General features: G+C 72.0%; 20 protein-coding genes. 14 read left to right on the forward strand and 6 right to left on the reverse strand.

Annotated features, from left to right (window positions below; translation table 11 throughout):
- Window positions 1–18 precede the first annotated feature (18 nt).
- Genes ACS3YM_RS15880 through ACS3YM_RS15890 form a run of 3 tightly spaced genes read left to right on the forward strand, consistent with a single transcriptional unit; the run spans window position 19 to window position 3457 of the window.
- A complete protein-coding gene (locus tag ACS3YM_RS15880; protein WP_439937400.1) occupies window positions 19–633 on the forward strand; it encodes a nitroreductase family protein in 615 nt (204 codons plus the stop codon).
- Window positions 630–1991, forward strand: a complete 1362-nt coding sequence (locus ACS3YM_RS15885) for a M20/M25/M40 family metallo-hydrolase (protein WP_439937401.1) — start codon at window positions 630–632, stop codon at window positions 1989–1991. Before ACS3YM_RS15880 ends, ACS3YM_RS15885 begins: the two co-directional genes overlap by 4 nt.
- A complete protein-coding gene (locus ACS3YM_RS15890; RefSeq protein WP_439937402.1) occupies window positions 1988–3457 on the forward strand; it encodes an MFS transporter in 1470 nt (489 codons plus the stop codon). The genes ACS3YM_RS15885 and ACS3YM_RS15890 overlap by 4 nt, the downstream gene beginning before the upstream one ends.
- A 19-nt stretch (window positions 3458–3476) precedes the next feature.
- Here the strand turns inward: ACS3YM_RS15890 and ACS3YM_RS15895 are convergent, their stop codons facing one another.
- Window positions 3477–3851: a hypothetical protein gene (locus tag ACS3YM_RS15895; RefSeq protein ID WP_439937403.1), complete on the reverse strand. Its 375-nt coding sequence runs from the start codon at window positions 3849–3851 to the stop codon at window positions 3477–3479.
- A gap of 97 nt (window positions 3852–3948) precedes the next feature.
- Here ACS3YM_RS15895 and ACS3YM_RS15900 point away from each other — a divergent pair, with 97 nt between their 5' ends.
- From ACS3YM_RS15900 to ACS3YM_RS15925, 6 genes are all read left to right on the forward strand, one after another.
- Window positions 3949–4512 (forward strand): DnaJ family domain-containing protein, encoded by a 564-nt coding sequence (locus ACS3YM_RS15900; RefSeq protein ID WP_439937404.1) that lies wholly within the window; start codon window positions 3949–3951, stop codon window positions 4510–4512.
- A gap of 92 nt (window positions 4513–4604) precedes the next feature.
- Window positions 4605–4961, forward strand: coding sequence for a hypothetical protein (locus tag ACS3YM_RS15905; RefSeq protein ID WP_439937405.1), 357 nt, complete (start codon window positions 4605–4607; stop codon window positions 4959–4961).
- A 48-nt stretch (window positions 4962–5009) separates the two neighbouring features.
- Complete coding sequence (locus tag ACS3YM_RS15910; protein WP_439937406.1) at window positions 5010–6092, forward strand: HpcH/HpaI aldolase/citrate lyase family protein; 1083 nt, start codon at window positions 5010–5012, stop codon at window positions 6090–6092.
- Window positions 6085–6954: an HpcH/HpaI aldolase/citrate lyase family protein gene (locus ACS3YM_RS15915; protein WP_439937407.1), complete on the forward strand. Its 870-nt coding sequence runs from the start codon at window positions 6085–6087 to the stop codon at window positions 6952–6954. Before ACS3YM_RS15910 ends, ACS3YM_RS15915 begins: the two co-directional genes overlap by 8 nt.
- 112 nt (window positions 6955–7066) lie before the next feature.
- Complete coding sequence (locus ACS3YM_RS15920) at window positions 7067–7210, forward strand: hypothetical protein (protein WP_175507317.1); 144 nt, start codon at window positions 7067–7069, stop codon at window positions 7208–7210.
- A 145-nt stretch (window positions 7211–7355) separates the two neighbouring features.
- A complete protein-coding gene (locus ACS3YM_RS15925) occupies window positions 7356–8666 on the forward strand; it encodes an MFS transporter (RefSeq protein ID WP_439937408.1) in 1311 nt (436 codons plus the stop codon).
- 21 nt (window positions 8667–8687) lie between these two features.
- Here the strand turns inward: ACS3YM_RS15925 and ACS3YM_RS15930 are convergent, their stop codons facing one another.
- The 4 genes from ACS3YM_RS15930 to hutH form a co-directional block, all read right to left on the reverse strand.
- A complete protein-coding gene (locus ACS3YM_RS15930; protein ID WP_439937409.1) occupies window positions 8688–9266 on the reverse strand; it encodes a DinB family protein in 579 nt (192 codons plus the stop codon).
- Window positions 9267–9282: 16 nt separating this feature from the next.
- On the reverse strand, window positions 9283–10983 hold the full coding sequence (hutU, locus tag ACS3YM_RS15935) for a urocanate hydratase (protein ID WP_439937410.1): 1701 nt from the start codon (window positions 10981–10983) through the stop codon (window positions 9283–9285).
- Between the two features lie 88 nt (window positions 10984–11071).
- Window positions 11072–11215: a hypothetical protein gene (locus ACS3YM_RS15940; protein ID WP_439937411.1), complete on the reverse strand. Its 144-nt coding sequence runs from the start codon at window positions 11213–11215 to the stop codon at window positions 11072–11074.
- A gap of 237 nt (window positions 11216–11452) precedes the next feature.
- Window positions 11453–13006: a histidine ammonia-lyase gene (gene hutH / locus ACS3YM_RS15945; RefSeq protein ID WP_439937412.1), complete on the reverse strand. Its 1554-nt coding sequence runs from the start codon at window positions 13004–13006 to the stop codon at window positions 11453–11455.
- A 171-nt stretch (window positions 13007–13177) separates the two neighbouring features.
- Here hutH and ACS3YM_RS15950 point away from each other — a divergent pair, with 171 nt between their 5' ends.
- The 5 genes from ACS3YM_RS15950 (at window position 13178) to ACS3YM_RS15970 (ending at window position 17410) form a co-directional block, all read left to right on the forward strand.
- On the forward strand, window positions 13178–13654 hold the full coding sequence (locus ACS3YM_RS15950) for a hypothetical protein (RefSeq protein WP_439937413.1): 477 nt from the start codon (window positions 13178–13180) through the stop codon (window positions 13652–13654).
- A 119-nt stretch (window positions 13655–13773) separates the two neighbouring features.
- Window positions 13774–14388, forward strand: coding sequence for a hypothetical protein (locus tag ACS3YM_RS15955; RefSeq protein WP_439937414.1), 615 nt, complete (start codon window positions 13774–13776; stop codon window positions 14386–14388).
- 178 nt (window positions 14389–14566) lie between these two features.
- Window positions 14567–15283, forward strand: coding sequence for a response regulator transcription factor (locus tag ACS3YM_RS15960; protein ID WP_439937415.1), 717 nt, complete (start codon window positions 14567–14569; stop codon window positions 15281–15283).
- 87 nt (window positions 15284–15370) lie between these two features.
- The gene (locus ACS3YM_RS15965) at window positions 15371–16618 is read left to right on the forward strand and encodes a vanadium-dependent haloperoxidase (protein ID WP_439937416.1); all 1248 of its coding nucleotides are present in this window, start codon (window positions 15371–15373) and stop codon (window positions 16616–16618) included.
- A 24-nt stretch (window positions 16619–16642) separates the two neighbouring features.
- Window positions 16643–17410, forward strand: coding sequence for an IclR family transcriptional regulator (locus ACS3YM_RS15970; RefSeq protein WP_439937417.1), 768 nt, complete (start codon window positions 16643–16645; stop codon window positions 17408–17410).
- Here ACS3YM_RS15970 and ACS3YM_RS15975 read toward each other — a convergent pair.
- Window positions 17382–17915 (reverse strand): class F sortase, encoded by a 534-nt coding sequence (locus ACS3YM_RS15975; protein WP_439937418.1) that lies wholly within the window; start codon window positions 17913–17915, stop codon window positions 17382–17384. The genes ACS3YM_RS15970 and ACS3YM_RS15975 overlap by 29 nt on opposite strands.
- Window positions 17916–17986: the final 71 nt, after the last annotated feature.

Consider the following 17986-nt stretch of genomic DNA (forward strand, 5'->3'; position numbering starts at 1 on the left):
CAGTGAGAGCCTTCGCGCATGGAGTTCCGTGACGTCGTACGCCGCCGCCGGATGGTCCGTCGCTTCGGCCCCGACCCCGTCGACCGGGCGGTGGTCGACCGGATGCTGGAGCACGCGCAGCGCGCACCCAACGCGGGCTTCAGCCAGGGGTGGGCGTTCCTGGTGCTCGACACCCCCGACGACGTCGCGCGCTTCTGGGAATCGACCGGCGCGGACCCCGGCACCCACAACGCGTGGCTCGACGGGATGCGCACGGCTCCCGTGGTGATCGTCCCGCTGGCCTGCAAGGACGCCTACCTCGACCGCTACGCCGAGGCCGACAAGGGGTGGACCGACCGTCGCGAGGACCGGTGGCCGGTGCCGTACTGGTACGTCGACACCGGCATGGCCTCGCTGCTGATCCTCCAGACGGCCGTCGACGAGGGCCTCGGAGCCTGCTTCTTCGGCATCCCCGGCGAGCACACCGACGCCTTCCGCGCCGCCTTCGGCATCCCGGACGACCACGCTCCGGTCGGTGCGATCGCGGTCGGCCACCGCCTCCCCGACGCCGGCGCGGCCGGATCGCCGGCGCGGCGGGCACGACGGACGAATCTGGTCCACCGCGGCCGATGGGGCACTACGGTCGGCGCATGACCGCTCCGCCCGTCGAGGGGCGTGTGGTGCGAGCGCTGCAGGCCCTCGTCCGCATCCCGACCGTCTCCGACCGCGACCCGGCGCGCGTCGACGGCGACGCCTTCGACCGCTTCCTCGACGAGCTGGCCACGCAGTTCCCGCTGCTGCACGAGCGGCTCGACCTCACCCGGGTCGGCACGCACGGGCTGCTGTTCCACTGGGCGGGCGCGAGCGCCGAGCAGCCGGTGGTGCTGATGGCCCACCTCGACGTCGTGCCCGTCGACGCCGACGCGCCGTGGCAGCACGAGCCCTTCGGCGGCGAGATCCACGACTCCCCCGTCGGGCCGGCGATCTGGGGTCGCGGCACGCTCGACGACAAGGGCTGCGTGGCCGGCATCTGCGAGGCCGTCGAGTCCCTGCTCGAGGCCGGGCACACCCCGGCCCAGGACGTGTGGCTGTCCTTCGGCTGCGACGAGGAGGTCAGCGGCGCTGCGGCGGTCGAGGCGGTGGAGGTGCTCCGCGACCGGGGCGTCACGCCCTGGCTGGTGCTCGACGAGGGCGGCGCCGTCGCCGGCGGCGCGTTCCCCGGGGTGAAGGCACCGCTGGGGGTCATCGGCGTCACCGAGAAGGGCACCACCTCGCTCGAGCTGGTCGCCGAGGGCCGCGGGGGCCATGCGTCCACGCCGGCGAGGAACGGCCCGACCGCCCGCATCGCCCGGGCGATCCTGCGCATCGAGAAGTCGCCGTTCCCCGCCTCCGCACCTGCCCCGACGCTGGAGCTCGTGCGGCGCCTCGCGCCCCACGTGCCGCTCCCCCTGCGCCCGGTCCTGAAGCCCCTGCTCGGTCGCGCCGACCGACTCGCACCGGTCGTCACGCGCGCCCTCCTCGCCGCCGGCCCGGAGGCCGCGGCCATGACGCGTACAACGGTGGCGGCCACCACCCTCAGCGGTTCACCCGCCCTCAACGTGATCGCCTCGACCGCCAAGGCCGGGCTCAACGTCCGGGTCATGGTGGGCGACACGGTCGCCGGCGTCGTCGAGCACATCCGCAAGGCCGTCGCCGACGACTCGATCCGCATCGACGTGGTCGAGTCCGGCGAGCCGTCGCCCGTCTCCCCGATGGACGAGGCCTTCGAGCTCCTCGAGGACTGCATCGGCGAGGTGTTCCCGGAGGCGGTCGCGACGCCCTACGTGATGATGGCCGCCACCGACTCGCGCCACTTCACCGCGATCAGCGAGCACGTCTACCGCTTCGCCCCCTTCCGGATGACCCAGGCGCAGCGCCAGGCCATCCACTCCTACGACGAGCACATCGGCGTGGCCGACCTCGTCGACGGCGCCCGTTGGTACCAGCTCCTGATCGAGAGGCTCCCCCGATGAGCACGATGACCCCGAAGGCGCCGACGGCCGTGAAGGGACTGGCCGCGATCGTCGGCTTCCTGGTGCTCGTCGAGTTCGCCAGCGGCATCCTGCAGGGCTACTACACGCCGATCTACCCCCAGATCGCCGATCACCTGTCGATCCACGAGGGCGACATCAACTGGTTCGAGGCGGCCCAGCTGATCGTCAGCGCCCTCTGCATCCCGCTGCTCGCGCGGCTCGGCGACCTCGTCGGCCACAAGCGGGTGCTGCTCATCTCCACCGCGGTGACCGCGCTCGGCTCGTGGTGGCTGGCCTTCGCGCCGACCTTCTCTACGTTCCTCCTCGGCTGGGCCGTCCAGGGCGCGTACGTCGTGTGGCTGCCGCTGGAGATCGCGATCATCCACCGCCGCACCCGGACCTCCGGGCGCCAGGAGCTGCTGACCCGCCGCGGGGCAGCGATCCTCGTCGGCTCCCTCGAGCTGGCCGTCATCGTCGGTGCCCTGACCAGCGGCCTGCTCGTCGACTCCCTCGACATGAACATCCTGCTCGCCCTGCCCGCGCTCGTCGTGACGGCCGTCTTCTTCGTCATCCTGGTCGGCATCGAGCAGGTGCCCGGCGACGACCGGGGCGGCATCGACTGGACCGGGCTCGCGCTCGTCACCCTGGCGCTCGGCGTCCTCATGGGCGGCCTGGTGCTGCTGCGGCTCAACGGCCCCGCCAGCCTTCTCGGCTGGGCGACCATCGCCCTGTCCCTGGTCGCGATGGTCGTGTTCTGGCGCTTCGAGCAGCGCCACCCGGAGCCGATCGTCGACGTGCGGCTGCTGTCCAGCCCCGCCCAGTGGCCGGTGCAGGTGACCGCGTTCCTCTTCGGCATCCCGGTGCTCGGCGGACAGATCCCGCTGTCGACCTACGCCCAGGCCGACCCCGACGAGCGCGGCTACGGCCTCGGCGCCGACCCCGCCTTCATGTCCACCCTCATCGGTCTCTACGTCGTGACGCTGGCCATCGGCGCGTTCACCCTGCCGCTGACCACCCGCCTGCTCGGCGGCGTACGCCGGGCCCTGGTCCTCGCGTGCGTGCTCGTCGGCGTGGGCTACCTGCTGTGGCTGCCGTTCCACGACGAGACCTGGCAGGCGCTGGTCAACATGGCCGTCGCCGGGCTCGGCTCCGGCGCCCTGGTCGCGGCCCTCCCCGCAGCCGCCGCCGCGGCGGCCCCGCCGGAGCGCACCGGCATCGCCACCGGCATGACCAACGGCACCAAGACCGTCGGCGGCGCCATCGCCTCGGCGATCTTCGCGATCGCGCTCACCGCCACCGGCTCGCTCGACGCCACGGCGGAGAAGGTCGCGCCCCTCGGCGGCTACCTCACCGTCTGGGCGGTCTGCGCCGGCGCGTCCTTCCTCGCCGCACTCGCGCTCCTGGCCGCCCCGCGGCACGCCTTCTCGGACGCCCGCGAGGTGCTCGAGGACGCGCTGCCCCACTGAGTCCCGCGGCGCGCCCGACTCAGCGCGAGCACCCGGCGCAGGTGACGAGCCAGGGCTGGCCGACGAGCGCGGCGGGGTCGATCGCGGTGCTGCAACAAGCGCAGAGGCCGTAGGAGCCCTCGCGGACCCGGAGGCGGGCCGTCCTGACCTGCTCCAGGATCCGTACGACGGTGCGCCGGTGCGCGGCGGTCACGACGCTGCACGGGTCCACCGGGAGGGCGTCGAGCTGCGCCTGCCGAGCCTGCTCGGTGCGGGCCAGGTGCTCGTCGACGGCCGAGGGCGTCGGGAGGAGGCCCGGGTCGAGCTGGGGCAGCGCGAGCAGGCGGGCGGTCGGCCCGGTGGTGGAGAGGGCGGAGAACGTCGTCTCCGACGGCAGCGCGAGGTGTCCCTGCATGGCGGGGACCATAGGCAACCTCCCCGAGGGAAGGCCATTCGGCGGTCCCACCCACAGGGACGGTGCGCAGGAACCCGCCGAACGTAGACTCGGCGCCATGTCGGAGAACGACGACTGGGAGGTCCCGGACGCCGAGACGGGCCGACGCGAGTCGCTGCGCGACGAGCGCACGGGTCGCTCCGCCGCGGCTGCGCGGATCGCCCAGCAGTCCAGTTGGGTCGACCTCCAGGTCCGGCAGGCGATGGAGCGCGGCGAGTTCGACAACCTGCCCGGGCAGGGCAAGCCCATCGAGGACCTCGGGGCCGAGCACGACCCGGACTGGTGGGTGAAGAAGCTCGTCGAGCGCGAGAAGATCGCCCTCCTGCCGCCGGCCCTCGCGCTCCGCAAGGAGGACGCCGAGCTCGACGCGCGGCTGGACGCGATCACGATGGAGCGCGAGGTGCGCCGCGAGCTCGAGGACTTCAACCGGCGGGTCGTGGAGAACCGCCGCCAGCTGCAGGGCGGCCCACCCGTCGTGACCTCGACCCGGGACGTCGACGCCGAGGTCGCGGCCTGGCACGAGCGGCGTACGGCCCGGATCGAGGCCCAGCGCGCGGCGCGGGCGGCTGCCGAGCCCGCCCCCGACACCCGGCCGTGGTGGTCGCGCCGGCGCACGCGCTGACCCCGGGGTCGTGACAGATCCCTCGATTGGGCGATGACGGCGACGCGCCGTCGTGCCTAGCGTCGAAGACCTCCGAGGACGAGGTGGTCGAGATGTCCGAGTCAGGGTTGTTCGTCGGGTGGGGCCAGCCGGTGCGAGGTCGTGAGAAGCGCTCCCTCGACGTGTTCAACGACGCCGTGACCTACTACGGCGAGCGTCTGGCGGACGGCTCGATCGACAGCTTCGACCCCGTCCTGCTCAATCCCCACGGTGGCGACCTCCAGGGGTTCTTCCTGGTCAAGGGGTCGGCCCAGGGCCTGGCCACGATGATGGCGACCGAGGAGTTCCAGCGACTCCACGTGCGGGCCGGGATGATCGTGGAGAACCTCGGCCTCATCGAGGCGTGGGTGGACGACGGGGTGCTCACCCAGCTCGGCTACTTCGGCGACGCGGCCGGGGAGTTCGGCTGAGACGTTCGCCATACCTGCGGGCGGGCGGCCCGCGATAAGTTCGCGCGCATGCGACCTGCCAAGGACTTCTTCGCCCCGCTCGCCGTCGGGGCCCCCGCGCCGCTGCGCGACATCCCGGCCCGCCCGAGCCGCGCCATCCACTTCTTCGACCCGGGCAACGAGAAGATGGCCGCCAAGGTGCCCGACATGGTCGGCACCGTCGACGTGCTCCTGGGCAACCTCGAGGACGCGGTCAAGGCGGAGAACAAGGAGAAGTCCCGCCAGGGCCTGGTGGACATCGGCAAGGCCACGGACTTCGGCCCGACCCAGTTCTGGACCCGGATCAACTCCCTCGACAGCCCGTGGGTGCTCGACGACCTCACCACGCTGGTCCCCGAGATCGGCGACAAGCTCGACGTGATCATGGTCCCCAAGGTGCAGGGCGCCGAGGACATCCACTACGTCGACCGGCTGCTCGCGCAGCTCGAGGCCAAGGCCGGCCTCACCCGCCCGATCCTGATCCACGCGATCCTCGAGACCGCCCGCGGCGTGGCCAACATCGAGGAGATCTGCGCGGCCAGCCCGCGCATGCAGGGACTCTCCCTCGGTCCGGCCGACCTCGCGGCCGACCGCCGGATGAAGACCACCCGCGTCGGTGGCGGCCACCCCGGCTACCTCGTCCGGAAGGACCCGGTCCGCGACGACCTGGGCGTGCCGCAGTACGACGCCGAGCGGACGTCGTACCAGCAGGACCTGTGGCACTACACGATCGCCCGGATGGTCGACGCGTGCGCGATGCACGGCATCTACCCCTACTACGGGCCCTTCGGGGACATCAAGGACACGGTCGCGTGCGAGGACCAGTTCCGCAACGCGTTCCTCCTCGGCTGCGTCGGCGCCTGGTCGCTGCACCCGGTCCAGATCACGATCGCCAACAAGGTCTTCTCCCCCAGCGTCGAGGACGTCGCGCACGCGCGACGGGTCATCGCCGCGATGGGTGACGGCACGGGCGCGGTGATGCTCGACGGGAAGATGGAGGACGACGCCTCCGTGAAGCAGTGCCAGGTGATGGTCGCGCTCGCGGACGAGCTCGCGGCGATCGACCCCGAGCTGAAGAAGGCCTACGACCAGATCGAGGTCGCCGATGTCTGAGTTCACTCCCCTCCGCTCCGTCCTCTACATGCCCAGCTCCAACGAGCGGGCCCTGGAGAAGGCCAGGTCGATCGCCTGCGACGGCCTCATCCTCGACCTCGAGGACGCCGTCGCCCCCGACGCCAAGCCCGCCGCCCGCGAGGCGGCAGCCGCCGCGGCAGCCAGCGGGGACTACGGACGGCGTACGGTCACGATCCGCGTCAACGGCATCGGCACCCAGTGGCACGACGACGACATCGTCGCCGCGAGCCAGGCTGGTCCGGCCGCGATCGTGGTGCCCAAGGTCGGCAGTGCCGCCGAGGTCCAGCAGCTGGTCGCCGCGATGGAGAAGGCCGGTGCACCCGACCACACGCGCCTGTGGGCGATGGTCGAGACGCCCGGCGCGATCCTCGACGCCCTCGCCATCGCGCAGGCGTCCGAGCGCCTCGGCGCCTTCGTCCTCGGCACCAACGACCTCGTCAAGGAGCTGTACGCCGAGCACGTCCCCGGCCGCGCCCCGATCCTGCCGAGCCTGCACACCGCGCTGCTCGCCGGACGCGCCGCCGGCATCGCCGTCATCGACGGGGTCTACAACGACGTCAAGGACACCGAGGGCTTCCTCGCCGAGTGCGAGCAGGGCCGGCAGATGGGCTTCGACGGCAAGACGCTGATCCACCCCGGACAGGTCGAGGGCGCCAACGCCTCCTTCGCCCCGAGCGAGCAGGCCGTCGACGACGCGCGCGGCCTCATCGCCGCCTGGGAGGACGGCAAGGGTGCCGGCGTGGTCACCTACAACGGGAAGATGGTGGAGAACCTCCACGTGGAGTCGGCCCACCGCACGCTGTCGATCCACGAGGCGATCCAGGCCCTGTCGGCCCAGTGAGCCGACCAGTGACCCGCCACCCCTAGGGATGCATCCGACTTCCCATTTGGGGGAGGCACCGGCAGAGTGGCCCGGCCGCCCACAGTGGGCGCTTCACAAGGAGGCAAAACACATGATTGTCCTCGGACTGATCCTGCTCATCCTCGGGCTTCTTCTCCCGCAGAGCATCCTGACCACCATCGGCCTGATCCTGATCGTCGTCGGTCTGGTGCTCAACTTCGTCCCGATCGGTGGCTCCAGCCGTCGGGTCTGGTAGTTAGCGGCGCACCACCTGTTCAACGGGCCCCGGACACCACTGGTGTCCGGGGCCCGAGCACGTTCCGGCGGGTGGTGGCGGTGACGGGACGCACGCGTCCGAAACCCGCGTGCCCGTTGTCGGTGCGGAGCGACACAATCCTCTGGTGAGCTCGTCCGTGACCCTGCGCCAGTTCTGGACCCAGCTGTCCCCCGCCGGACGCTGGCTGCTCTCGACGGTCGCGGTGCAGACGCTCGGCCGCGGGCTCACGCTGCCGTTCACCGTGATCTACCTGCACGAGGTGCGCGGCTTCTCCCTCGACCTCGCGGGCGCGCTGATGGCGTTCATCGCGATCGTCGCCCTCCTCGTGACCGGGCCCGGCGGCGCGCTGACCGACCGCGTCGGTGCCCGGCGGGTGCTGCTCTTCTCGACCACGAGCCAGCTCGTCGGTTGCGCGGTCCTCGCCTTCGCCACCACGCCGGTCGTCGCAGCGATCGCGATGGCGTTCCTCGGCATCAACTTCGGGATGTCGTGGCCGGCCTTCAACGCCCTCATCGCCGCGGTGACCAGCGGCGAGATGCGCCAGCAGTACTTCGGCATCAACTTCGCGCTCGTCAACCTCGGCATCGGGGTCGGCGGAGTCATCGGCGGGATCTACGCCGACGTGTCCCAGCCGCACACCTTCACCATCATCTTCCTGGCCGACGCCGCCAGCATGCTCGTGCCCATCGCCCTGCTGCTCGGTCCGCTCCGCCGGGTCACCGGTCACCACCGAGCGCCGGAGGACGCCGACGCCGCCAGCGGGTCCTACCTCGCGATCCTGCGCGACCCCGCGGTCGTCGGCATGACCGCGCTGACCTTCATCGCGGTGTTCGTCGGCTACGGACAGCTGGAGGCCGGCTTCCCGGCCTACGCGCGCCAGGTCGGCGAGGTCTCCACCCGGGTGATCGGCTTCTCCTTCGCGGTCAACACCGCGGTCATCGTGCTGCTGCAGTTCCTCGTGCTGCGCCGCATCGCCGGCCACCGGCGCACCCGCGTGATGCTGGTGATGTGCGCGATCTGGGCGCTGTCCTACGTCGTGCTCGGCGCCACCGGGATCGTGCCCGGCCCCCTGGCCGCAGCGGGCGTGCTCACCTTCATGGGCCTCTTCGCGCTCGGCGAGACGATGATGCAGCCGACCATCCCCGCGATCACCAACGACATGGCACCCGACCACCTGCGCGGTCGCTACAACGCCGTCAACGCCGGGGCGTTCCAGGCGGGAGCGATCGGCGGTCCGCTGTTCGCGGGGTTCGTCCTCGACCGGGGCTGGTCGACGGCCTACATCGCCATCCTCGTGGTGGGCTGCGGGGTGATCGCGGCCCTCGCCCTCGTCGTCGAGCGGCTGATCCCGCCGACGGTCAACGGCATGCCGGAGGACCCGGTCCTCACCGCGGACCCTGCTTCCGGCGACCGCGCGCCGCAGGGCCACCCGTGACGGCTGGAAGCGGCCCCGGCGTCAGCCAGCAGCGCGGGCAGCTGCCTCGATCTCGGCGCGCCGGTCCGACCAGAACGCGGCGTCGTGCCCCTCCGCGGTCATCGCCTCCGCGTCGGTCCCCACGGCCCCGTCGAGCCCTTCGCGCAGCACGTCCGCGTGGCCGGCGTGCCGACTGGTCTCGGCCAGCAGGTGCACGAGGACGTTGAACAGGGGCACCTCGGCGTCACCCCACCACGCCACCCGGCCGGTGGCACCGAGGTCGAGAGCCTCCACCGTCGCGTCGCCGTGGGCCCACACGCGTCGGTAGCGGTCGACGACGTCATCGCGTGACTCGCCCTCGGTCGCCCACATGTCGGCGAGCCGCTCGGCCTCGACGTCCCACCGCGGCAGGGGCTCGGGGAACGGACGGCCGAACACCTCGCCGAGGTACCTCGCCTCCCACGTCGCCAGGTGCTTCACCAGCCCGAGGAGGTTGGTCCCGGTGACGGTCAGCGGGCGCCGGACGTCGTACTCCGACAAGCCCTCGAGCTTTGCGAGCACGGCTTCACGCTCGTGCTGGAGGTACGTGTGGAGGTTGGCCTTGGCGGCAGCGGCGTCCATGGGGCCACCTTGCCAGTCAGTCGCGCATCGGCACCCGGACCCCGCGCTCGTGGGCGACCTCGATCGCGCGGTCGTAGCCGGCGTCGACGTGGCGGATGACGCCCATGCCCGGGTCGTTGGTCAGCACCCGCTGGATCTTCTCGGCAGCCAGCTCGGTGCCGTCAGCGACCGTGACCTGACCGGCGTGCAGCGAGCGGCCGATGCCGACGCCGCCGCCGTGGTGGAAGGAGACCCACGTGGCGCCGGAGGCGGTGTTGACCAGGGCGTTGAGGATCGCCCAGTCGGCGATGGCGTCCGAGCCGTCGAGCATCGCCTCGGTCTCGCGGTAGGGCGAGGCGACGGAGCCGCAGTCGAGGTGGTCGCGCCCGATCACGATCGGCGCCTTCAGCTGACCGCTGGCGACCATCTCGTTGAACTTCGCTCCCGCCTTGGCGCGGTCGCCGTAGCCCAGCCAGCAGATCCGCGCCGGCAGGCCCTGGAACTGCACCCGCTCGGAGGCCATGTCGAGCCAGGCGTGCAGGCGGGCGTACTCCGGCTTCTCGTCGGCCGGGAAGAGCTCCTTGATCGCGCGGTCGGTGGCGAAGATGTCCTCCGGGTCGCCCGAGAGCGCAGCCCAGCGGAACGGGCCCTTGCCCTCGCAGAAGAGCGGACGGATGTAGGCCGGCACGAAGCCGGGGAACTCGAACGCCCTGTCGTAGCCCCCCTTGCGGGCCTCGTCGCGGATCGAGTTGCCGTAGTCGAAGACCTCGGCGCCGGCGTCCTGGAACTCGACCATCGCCCGCACGTGCGTGGCCATCGACTCCTGGGCGCGCTTGGTGAAGCCGCGCGGATCCTCGGTGCGCTCGCGCTCCCAGTCCTCGTACGCCGTCCCCGCCGGGAGGTAGAACAGCGGGTCGTGCGCCGAGGTCTGGTCGGTGACGACGTCGATGCGCACCGATCCGTCGAGGTGCCGCTCGAGCAGCTCGGGCACGAGCTCGGCGGCGTTGCCGAGCAGGCCGATCGACAGCCCACGGCGCTCGTCGCGCGCCTCGAGGGCCAGCTCGATCGCGTGGTCGAGGTCGCGCGCCTGCACGTCGAGGTAGCGGGTCTCGAGGCGGCGGTCGATGCGGTGCTGGTCGCACTCGACGCAGATCGCGACTCCGTCGTTCATGGTCACCGCCAGCGGCTGCGCGCCGCCCATGCCGCCGAGCCCGGCGGTGACGGTGATGGTGCCGGCCAGCGTCCCGCCGAACTCCTTGTCGGCGATCGCGGCGAAGGTCTCGAAGGTGCCCTGCAGGATGCCCTGGGTGCCGATGTAGATCCACGAGCCGGCCGTCATCTGGCCGTACATCGTCAGGCCGAGCTCCTCGAGCTTGCGGAACTCCTCCCAGTTGGCCCAGTCGCCGACCAGGTTGGAGTTCGCGATCAGCACGCGCGGCGCCCACTGGTGGGTCCGCATCACGCCGACCGGCTTGCCCGACTGCACGAGCAGCGTCTCGTCGTCCTCGAGGTCGCGCAGGGTCCGCACCAGTGCGTCGTACGACGCCCAGTCCCGCGCCGCCTTGCCGGTGCCGCCATAGACCACGAGGTCCTCGGGGCGCTCGGCGTTGTCGGGGTCGAGGTTGTTCATCAGCATCCGCAGCGGGGCCTCGGTCTGCCAGGACTTCGCGGTCAGCTCGGTGCCGTGCGCTGCGTGGATGGGCAGCCGCGGGTTGCCGGGAGGAACGTCTGTGGTCATGCCTTCATGAAAGCGCCGCGCCGTCGGCGGCCGGAAGAGGGCGACAGGGATCGCAGTCTGTGATCCGAGACTGGACCTCCAGACAGGGTCAGCTGTTTCGGGCGCGAGCCCAGGCCTGCGCGGATCTCATCAGCTCGTCCCGGGTGATGTAGGAGTCGGCCGGTCGCAGGTAGGGACGGACCTTCCTCACGCCGTTGGAGCACAGGGCGTCGTTGTGCCAGTTGCGGTCCATCGTGGGAGACCACCAGCACTCCCACAGAGGAGCCGCCGAGGGCGCGGTTGCGGAACGCGGACTTCCAGCCTCCGGCGACGCCTGAACCGCGGGTCCGACCCCGGACAGGGCGAGGATGCCCATCAGGACGATTCCGAACATGCTCCTTCGCATGAGAAGGAACGTAGTAGCGGCCGCGAGCTGCGTCTCATGAACGGCACAACTGCATCGACGCGAGAAGGGTTGCTGCGTGTGACCTCAGTCCAGCGGGCCGACCACACCCTCCACCGCGGCGAGCACGGCGCCGGACTTGACGAGGCCGACAGCGGTCTCGATCTCGGGCGAGAGGTGGCGGTCGGGGCCCGGGCCCTCGATGCCGGACCCCCGCAGCAGCGCGACGGCCGCCCCGGTGGCGGGCGAGGGGGTCAGGGGGGCGCGCAGGTCGAGGGCGCGGGCCGCGGTCAGCACCTCGACGGCGACCACGCGGGCGAGCCCGTCGACCGACGTCCGCAGCTTGCGTGCGGCGTTCCAGCCCATCGACACGTGGTCCTCCTGCATGGCGCTGGAGGGGATGGAGTCGACGGAGGCCGGGACGGCGAGGCGCTTCAGCTCGGAGACGATCGCGGCCTGGGTGTACTGCGCGATCATGTGGCCGCTGTCGACGCCCGGGTCGTCGGCGAGGAACGGCGGCAGCCCGTGGCTGCGGGCCCTGTCGAGGAAGCGGTCGGTGCGCCGCTCGCTGATCGAGGCGACGTCGGCGGCGACGATCGCGAGGAAGTCGAGGACGTAGGCGACCGGAGCACCGTGGAAGTTGCCGTTGGACTCGACGCTCTCCCCGATCACGACCGGGTTGTCGATGGCACTGGCCAGCTCGCGGGCGGCGACGGTCGCCGCGTGCTCGACCGTGTCGCGGGCGGCGCCGTGCACCTGCGGCGAGCAGCGCAGCGAGTAGGCGTCCTGGACGCGGTTGCACTCCACGGTGTTCAAGGGCCCGGTGCGGTGCGAGGCCACGATCGCGGAGTCGGCCATCATCGCGGTGAGGTTGGCGGCCGACAGCGCCTGCCCGGGGTGCGGACGGATGGCCTGCAGCTCCGGGGCGAAGACGCGGTCGGTGCCGAGCTGGGCCTCGACGCTCATCGCGGCGGCGACGTCGGCGGTGCGCAACAGCATGCGCAGGTCGGTGATGGCCATGACCAGCATGCCGAGCATGCCGTCGGTGCCGTTGATGAGGGCCAGTCCCTCCTTGGCGACGAGCTCGACCGGCACCAGTCCGGCGGCCGCGAGTGCGTCGGCGGCGGGCATCAGCGTGCCGTCGGCGTCGCGCACCTTGCCCTCGCCCATCAGCGCGAGGGCGCAGTGCGACAGGGGCGCGAGGTCTCCGGAGCACCCGAGGGAGCCGTACTCGCGCACCACCGGTGTGATGCCGTGGGTCAGCAGGCCGGCCATCAGCTGCGCCGTCTCACGCCGTACGCCCGTGCGACCGGTCGCGAGCGTCGACAGCCGCAGCAGCATGAGCGCACGCACGACCTCCCGCTCGACCTCGGGGCCGGAGCCGGCGGCGTGCGAGCGCACCAGCGAGCGCTGGAGCTGGGCGCGCATCTCGGTGGGGATGTGTCGGGTGGCGAGGGCGCCGAACCCGGTGCTGACGCCGTAGGTCGGCGTCTCGGCCGCCGCGAGGGTCTCGATGACGGCCCGCGCGCGGTCGATCGCGCTGAGCGCGTCATCGGTCAGCTCGACCGGCGCACCGCCACGGGCGACATGGATGAGGTCCTCGAAGGAGACGGGGCCCACCCCGACCTGGATGCTCTGCATGACGTCATCAAACTCCCGCCGGCGACGGGCCACCAGTGGCTCGGAGCGCACAGGGGTCTCGCATACGAGACAAGATCACCCACCCGTACGGAGGGAACCAAGCCGCTCGCGTTGTGGGACGGTGAGGAGAGGCGACCTGGTCAGCGGGCGCCCCGGAGCAGGAGGTTCGCGATGGACACGACAACCTGGATCATCGTCTTGGTCGTCGTCCTGGTCGTGGCGGCGCTCGTCGCCTGGCTGGTGGCACAACAGCGCAAGAAGAAGCAGGTCGAGCACGCCGAACAGCTGCGGCAGGAGGCGCACGAGCACGCCACCGCCATCCCGGAGGCCGACGTGCGCGCCAGGGAGGCCGAGGTGGAGGCGGAGCGCGCCCGGCTCGAGGCCGAGCGCGCCGAGCAGCAGGCACGCGAGGCCCAGGTCGCCGCCACGCAGCAGCAGGCCGTGCACGAGGACCGGCTGCGGACGGCCGACCAGGTCGACCCGCGCGTGGACACCTCGTCCGACGACTACGCCCCCGGCGCGGCGACCGACGCCCGGACCGACGGTCGTACCGACGCGAGGTCCGACACGACGAACGACCCGGACACCGTCCTCGACGCGGACGACCCGCGCCGCACCGACGGCCCTACAGGCACCCACCGCGCCTGAACACCCCTCCGATGCCCGGGACCGCCGTCGCGGTTCCGGGCATCGGCGTTCGCGCGGGGTGCTGGACATCGCCGTGCGCACTGACAGACTGAGGGCTCCCTGTCCTACGAGAGGTGCTCGTGATCGCGCTCATCATCATCATCGTCGTCCTCGTCGTCGTGCTCGCCGCGTCCTACTACGTGTTCAGCCAGAAGAACCGGCAGAGCAACATCGAGCGCTCCGACCAGCTCCGCCAGCAGGCCGCCACCCAGGCACAGGCCACGATCGCTCCCGCCCAGGAGCGTGCGGCCGTCGCCGAGGCCGAGGCCGAGGAGGCCCGCGCGATCGCCGAGCAGGCCGAGCGCGAGGCCCGGGAGGCCCGGGTCGAGGCCCAGCAGGTCGAGGCCACCCACGAGAGCCAGGTGCGCGCCGCCGACCGCCTCGACCCCCGGGTCGACCACAAGGCTGACGACTACGCGCCGCAGGTCCCCGGCACCGTCGACCAGATGCCGACCCCGCCGGCCGAGGTGAACGCCGAGCTCGAGCCCTCGCCCCAGGCCGAGCCAGCGCCCGAGGCGGCGCCGGAGACCAGCACCACGCAGACCTCCGCCGGCAACCCGCCCCTGCTCCCGCGTCGTACGCCGGGCAGCAACGACATGCCGGGCAAGCCGATCGAGAAGACCGACGGCGGTGGCGGCTGGTTCACCCGCCAGGACTCCACCCAGGACTCCACCAAGGACTCCGACAAGGCCTGACCTCTCGAGCGTGTCGCGGACTTCTGGGGGCTTGCACGCCGCTGGAAGTCGGGGTTTCCCCGCATAGGCGGGGAAACCAAGGAGATGCCGTGACACCACCCGCGCACGTCTGGACCACCCTGACTGCAACCTGACTGATCCCGGTCCTCGCCGATAGCATCGAGGACCGGGATCTGCCATGCCACGCCTCGAGCTCAACGACCGCGAGCAGTGGGCCCTCCGCGACCTGCTGGCCACCGAGCCGTGCCCGGGATCACCGCTCCCGACCAAGCACGTCCTCGAGCTGCTGGCCGTGCTCATCCCCGCCGACGAGGTCGCCGCTGTCTACCAGGACGGCACCTACACGCTCACCCGCGGCATCTTCCTCGGCTGCGACACCAGCGAGGAGCCCGACCTCCCCCAGCCCAGCGACGGTCCGCACTACCTCGGCATCATGCACTGGCGCGAGCACCCGCTCGCCGCCCAGGCGTGCTTCGGAGGCCTGAAGGGCCAGCGGGACGGGCTCTGCATCGGCTTCCGCAACGGGGCGGACGGGCTGGTGCAGCTCGTGCTCGACCGCTGGCAGGGCCCGTTCACCGAGCGCGACGTGGCCATGCTCCGCATGCTCGCGCCGCTGCTCGCCCGGCTGTCCCGCGAACGACTCACCCCGGCCCTGCCGGTGTCGCTCACGACGCAGGAGCGCCGCGTGCTCAGCCACGTGGCTGCCGGGCAGTCCAACGCCGAGATCGCGGCTGCCCTCTTCGTCGCACCGTCGACGGTCCGCAAGCACCTCGAGAACGTCTACCGCAAGCTCGGCGTCACCAGCAGGGTGGCCGCGGTGGCCCGCCTCCAGGGTCGCGACCACCCCGACCTCGACCTCCGTGAGCGGCTCGAGCGGCTGGAGCGGCTCGCCTGAGCAGATATTCGCGCAAACGCGAATATCCGGCTGACAGCCGCGCGTCCCACGCTGGTGGCCTGCATCGCACCGACGAGAGGACCCACCATGAAGACACTTCGCGCGCGCGCCGTCCTGGTCTCGGCAGTCCTGCTGGCCGGCGCGGCCCTGGTCGTACCGCCCGCCACCTCGGACGGGCCGCACCGCAAGCACTCGCACCCGCATCCGCCGCCGTCCACCGAGAGCGCGCAGGTCGTCCTCGACTGGGAGCGCACCGCCTTCGGCACCATCTACCCCGCGACGCCGATCCCGGTCGGCGTCCCGCTGCTGGGCTACACCTCGACCGCGATGTACGACGCCGCGCAGTGGTCGTCGTGGCGCGACGACAGCTCCGAGACGGCCGCCGTGGCGACCGCCGGCCACGACGTGCTGCGCCACTACGTGCCCGGCTCGGCGGCCGCCCTCGACGCCCGCCTGGCCACGTCGCTGGCGGGGGTGCCCGCCGGCACCGCCAAGGACCGCGGCGTCCGGATCGGCCAGAAGGTGGCGGACCGGCTCATCGAGGACCGCGAGGACGACGGCTACCTCGACACCTCCATCCACTACACGCTCAAGCCGGGAATCGGCGTCTGGCAGCCGACGCCACCGGCGACGGACATGCTCGCTGCCTGGATCGGATCGATGGACCCGCTCGTCGTGCACAAGCTCGCTCGCGTGGACGGCCCCGACGAGCTGGACAGCGACGACTACACCACGGACTACAACGAGGTGAAGCTGCTCGGCAGCACGGGCTCCAAGGTGCGCACCCAGGCCCAGTCCGACACCGCGAGCTTCTTCAACAGCAACTCGGCCACGATGGTGGGCGACGCCCTGGTCCGCTACCTCGAGACGCACCCGAAGACCCTCGCTGACACGGCGTGGATGTTCGCCGCCATGCACGGCGCCATGACCGACTCGCTCATCAGGTGCTGGCAGCTCAAGCGCGACGTCGGTTTCTGGCGCCCGTCCCAGGCGATCGCGGGGGCGGCCGACGACGGCAACCCCGACACCCAGCCGGAGGCCGGGTGGACACCGTTCGTGCCCAACCCGCCCTACTCGGACTACGTCAGCGGCCACGGGTGCCTCACCGCACCCGCCGTCGAGGTCATCCGCGCCGGGCTCGGCGAGACCACACCCCTCGAGCTGCGCTCGAGCAACTTCCCCACGGCTCCGCGGACCTATGCCACGCTGACCCAGCTGGAGTACGACGCCCTCAACGCCCGGATCTGGAGCGGCCTGCACTTCCGTGACGCGATGACCGACGCCTACGCGATCGGTCGCCGGACCGCGAGGGCGGTGATGGAGGAGCTCGACTGACGCGGACGTGCCACGATCAGCCTCGTGAGCCAGGTCCCCGCCGCTACCCGAGCACTGCGGGTGCTGCGGTTCCTGGCCACGCAGGCCGATCCCGTCCCCCTCGACCGGATCGTGCGGGCGTGCGACCTGCCGCGCAGCACGGCGTACCACCTGCTCAACACGATGATCGACGAGGGCTTCGTCGTGCACCTTCCCGACGAGCACCGCTACGGCCTCGGCGTCGCGGCCTTCGAGGTGGGCAGCGGGTTCACCCGGCAGGAGCCGCTGGCCCGGCTGGCCCGGCGACCCCTGGCCGAGCTGGTCGACCGCACCGGGCACTCCGCCCACCTGGCCGTGCTCCACGGCCGGGACGTGCTGTACGTCATCGAGGAGCGCGCGCCCGGACGACCGCCGCTCGTGACCGATGTCGGCGTACGCCTCCCCGCGCACCTCACCGCGTCGGGCCGCACCATCCTCGCGGCGCTGCCCGCCAGCCAGGTCCGCGCGCTCTACCCCGACCGGGACGCGTTCGTCGACCGCCACGGCAAGGGCCCGGCGTCGCTGAGCGCCCTGCGGGCCGTGCTGGCCGCGACGCGCCAGCGCGGGCACGCGACCGAGGACGGCGAGGTGACTCCGGGGCTGCAGAGCGTCGCCGCGGCGGTGCTCGACCACAACGACCACCCCGTCGCGGGTGTCGCCGTGACGTTCCCCAGCGACGCGGGTGCGGACGTGGCTGCGATCGCCGCCGCGGTCACCGCGACCGCGACGCGGCTGACCAGGAGGCTCAGCGGCGGCGCACGAGCCTCGCGTTGACGATGATGCGAGTGCGGTAGACGCCGGTGAGGTTGTTGCGGTCACCGCAGGTGATGAGCACGAGGCGGGGCTTGCCGCGGTCGGAGAACAGCTCCGCGACCGCCTGGCGGGACATGCCCGTCACCTTGCGCACGCGCGTCACCTTGAAGCGGTTGACGCCCACGACCACGAGGTTTCCCGGTCGCAGTCGGCCGAGGTTGTCGAAGACCCCGGGTCCCTTCGACCAGGTGTGGCCGGCGAGCACGGCGCTGCCCTGCTGCCCGGGCTGCACGCCGCTGCGCCAGCGGTAGACGTCGCGGACGCTGCCGCCGATCGCGAGGTGGCCGGTCCTGGTCACCCCGACCGCGATGATCCCGGCGTTGACCCCGATCGCCGGGATCGACAAGCGCCCGAGGGAGGCCGTGGCCGTGAGGGAGGTGCGCTCCTCGAGCTGCGGGCGAGCGCCAGCGGGCGTCGCCACCAGGACGGCGACCAGCGTCAGCACGACCACCAGCAACCTGCGCATGCCCCACACCCCTTGATCCGCACGAGCCCCCGCTCGTCGTTCGGAGGCTACGCCGCGCGCGCGGGCCCGGT

The sequence above is a fragment of the Nocardioides sp. N13(2025) genome, from assembly GCF_051912545.1.
GTDB lineage: Bacteria > Actinomycetota > Actinomycetes > Propionibacteriales > Nocardioidaceae > Nocardioides.

Coding starts and splice junctions, on each gene's coding strand:
- ACS3YM_RS15880 (WP_439937400.1), top strand. CDS start 19: ATGGAGTTCCGTGACGTCGTACGCCGCCGCCGGATGGTCCGTCGCTTC.
- ACS3YM_RS15885 (WP_439937401.1), top strand. CDS start 630: ATGACCGCTCCGCCCGTCGAGGGGCGTGTGGTGCGAGCGCTGCAGGCC.
- ACS3YM_RS15890 (WP_439937402.1), top strand. CDS start 1,988: ATGAGCACGATGACCCCGAAGGCGCCGACGGCCGTGAAGGGACTGGCC.
- ACS3YM_RS15895 (WP_439937403.1), bottom strand. CDS start 3,851: ATGCAGGGACACCTCGCGCTGCCGTCGGAGACGACGTTCTCCGCCCTC.
- ACS3YM_RS15900 (WP_439937404.1), top strand. CDS start 3,949: ATGTCGGAGAACGACGACTGGGAGGTCCCGGACGCCGAGACGGGCCGA.
- ACS3YM_RS15905 (WP_439937405.1), top strand. CDS start 4,605: ATGTCCGAGTCAGGGTTGTTCGTCGGGTGGGGCCAGCCGGTGCGAGGT.
- ACS3YM_RS15910 (WP_439937406.1), top strand. CDS start 5,010: ATGCGACCTGCCAAGGACTTCTTCGCCCCGCTCGCCGTCGGGGCCCCC.
- ACS3YM_RS15915 (WP_439937407.1), top strand. CDS start 6,085: ATGTCTGAGTTCACTCCCCTCCGCTCCGTCCTCTACATGCCCAGCTCC.
- ACS3YM_RS15920 (WP_175507317.1), top strand. CDS start 7,067: ATGATTGTCCTCGGACTGATCCTGCTCATCCTCGGGCTTCTTCTCCCG.
- ACS3YM_RS15930 (WP_439937409.1), bottom strand. CDS start 9,266: ATGGACGCCGCTGCCGCCAAGGCCAACCTCCACACGTACCTCCAGCAC.
- hutU (WP_439937410.1), bottom strand. CDS start 10,983: ATGACCACAGACGTTCCTCCCGGCAACCCGCGGCTGCCCATCCACGCA.
- ACS3YM_RS15940 (WP_439937411.1), bottom strand. CDS start 11,215: ATGGACCGCAACTGGCACAACGACGCCCTGTGCTCCAACGGCGTGAGG.
- hutH (WP_439937412.1), bottom strand. CDS start 13,006: ATGCAGAGCATCCAGGTCGGGGTGGGCCCCGTCTCCTTCGAGGACCTC.
- ACS3YM_RS15950 (WP_439937413.1), top strand. CDS start 13,178: ATGGACACGACAACCTGGATCATCGTCTTGGTCGTCGTCCTGGTCGTG.
- ACS3YM_RS15960 (WP_439937415.1), top strand. CDS start 14,567: ATGCCACGCCTCGAGCTCAACGACCGCGAGCAGTGGGCCCTCCGCGAC.
- ACS3YM_RS15965 (WP_439937416.1), top strand. CDS start 15,371: ATGAAGACACTTCGCGCGCGCGCCGTCCTGGTCTCGGCAGTCCTGCTG.
- ACS3YM_RS15975 (WP_439937418.1), bottom strand. CDS start 17,915: ATGCGCAGGTTGCTGGTGGTCGTGCTGACGCTGGTCGCCGTCCTGGTG.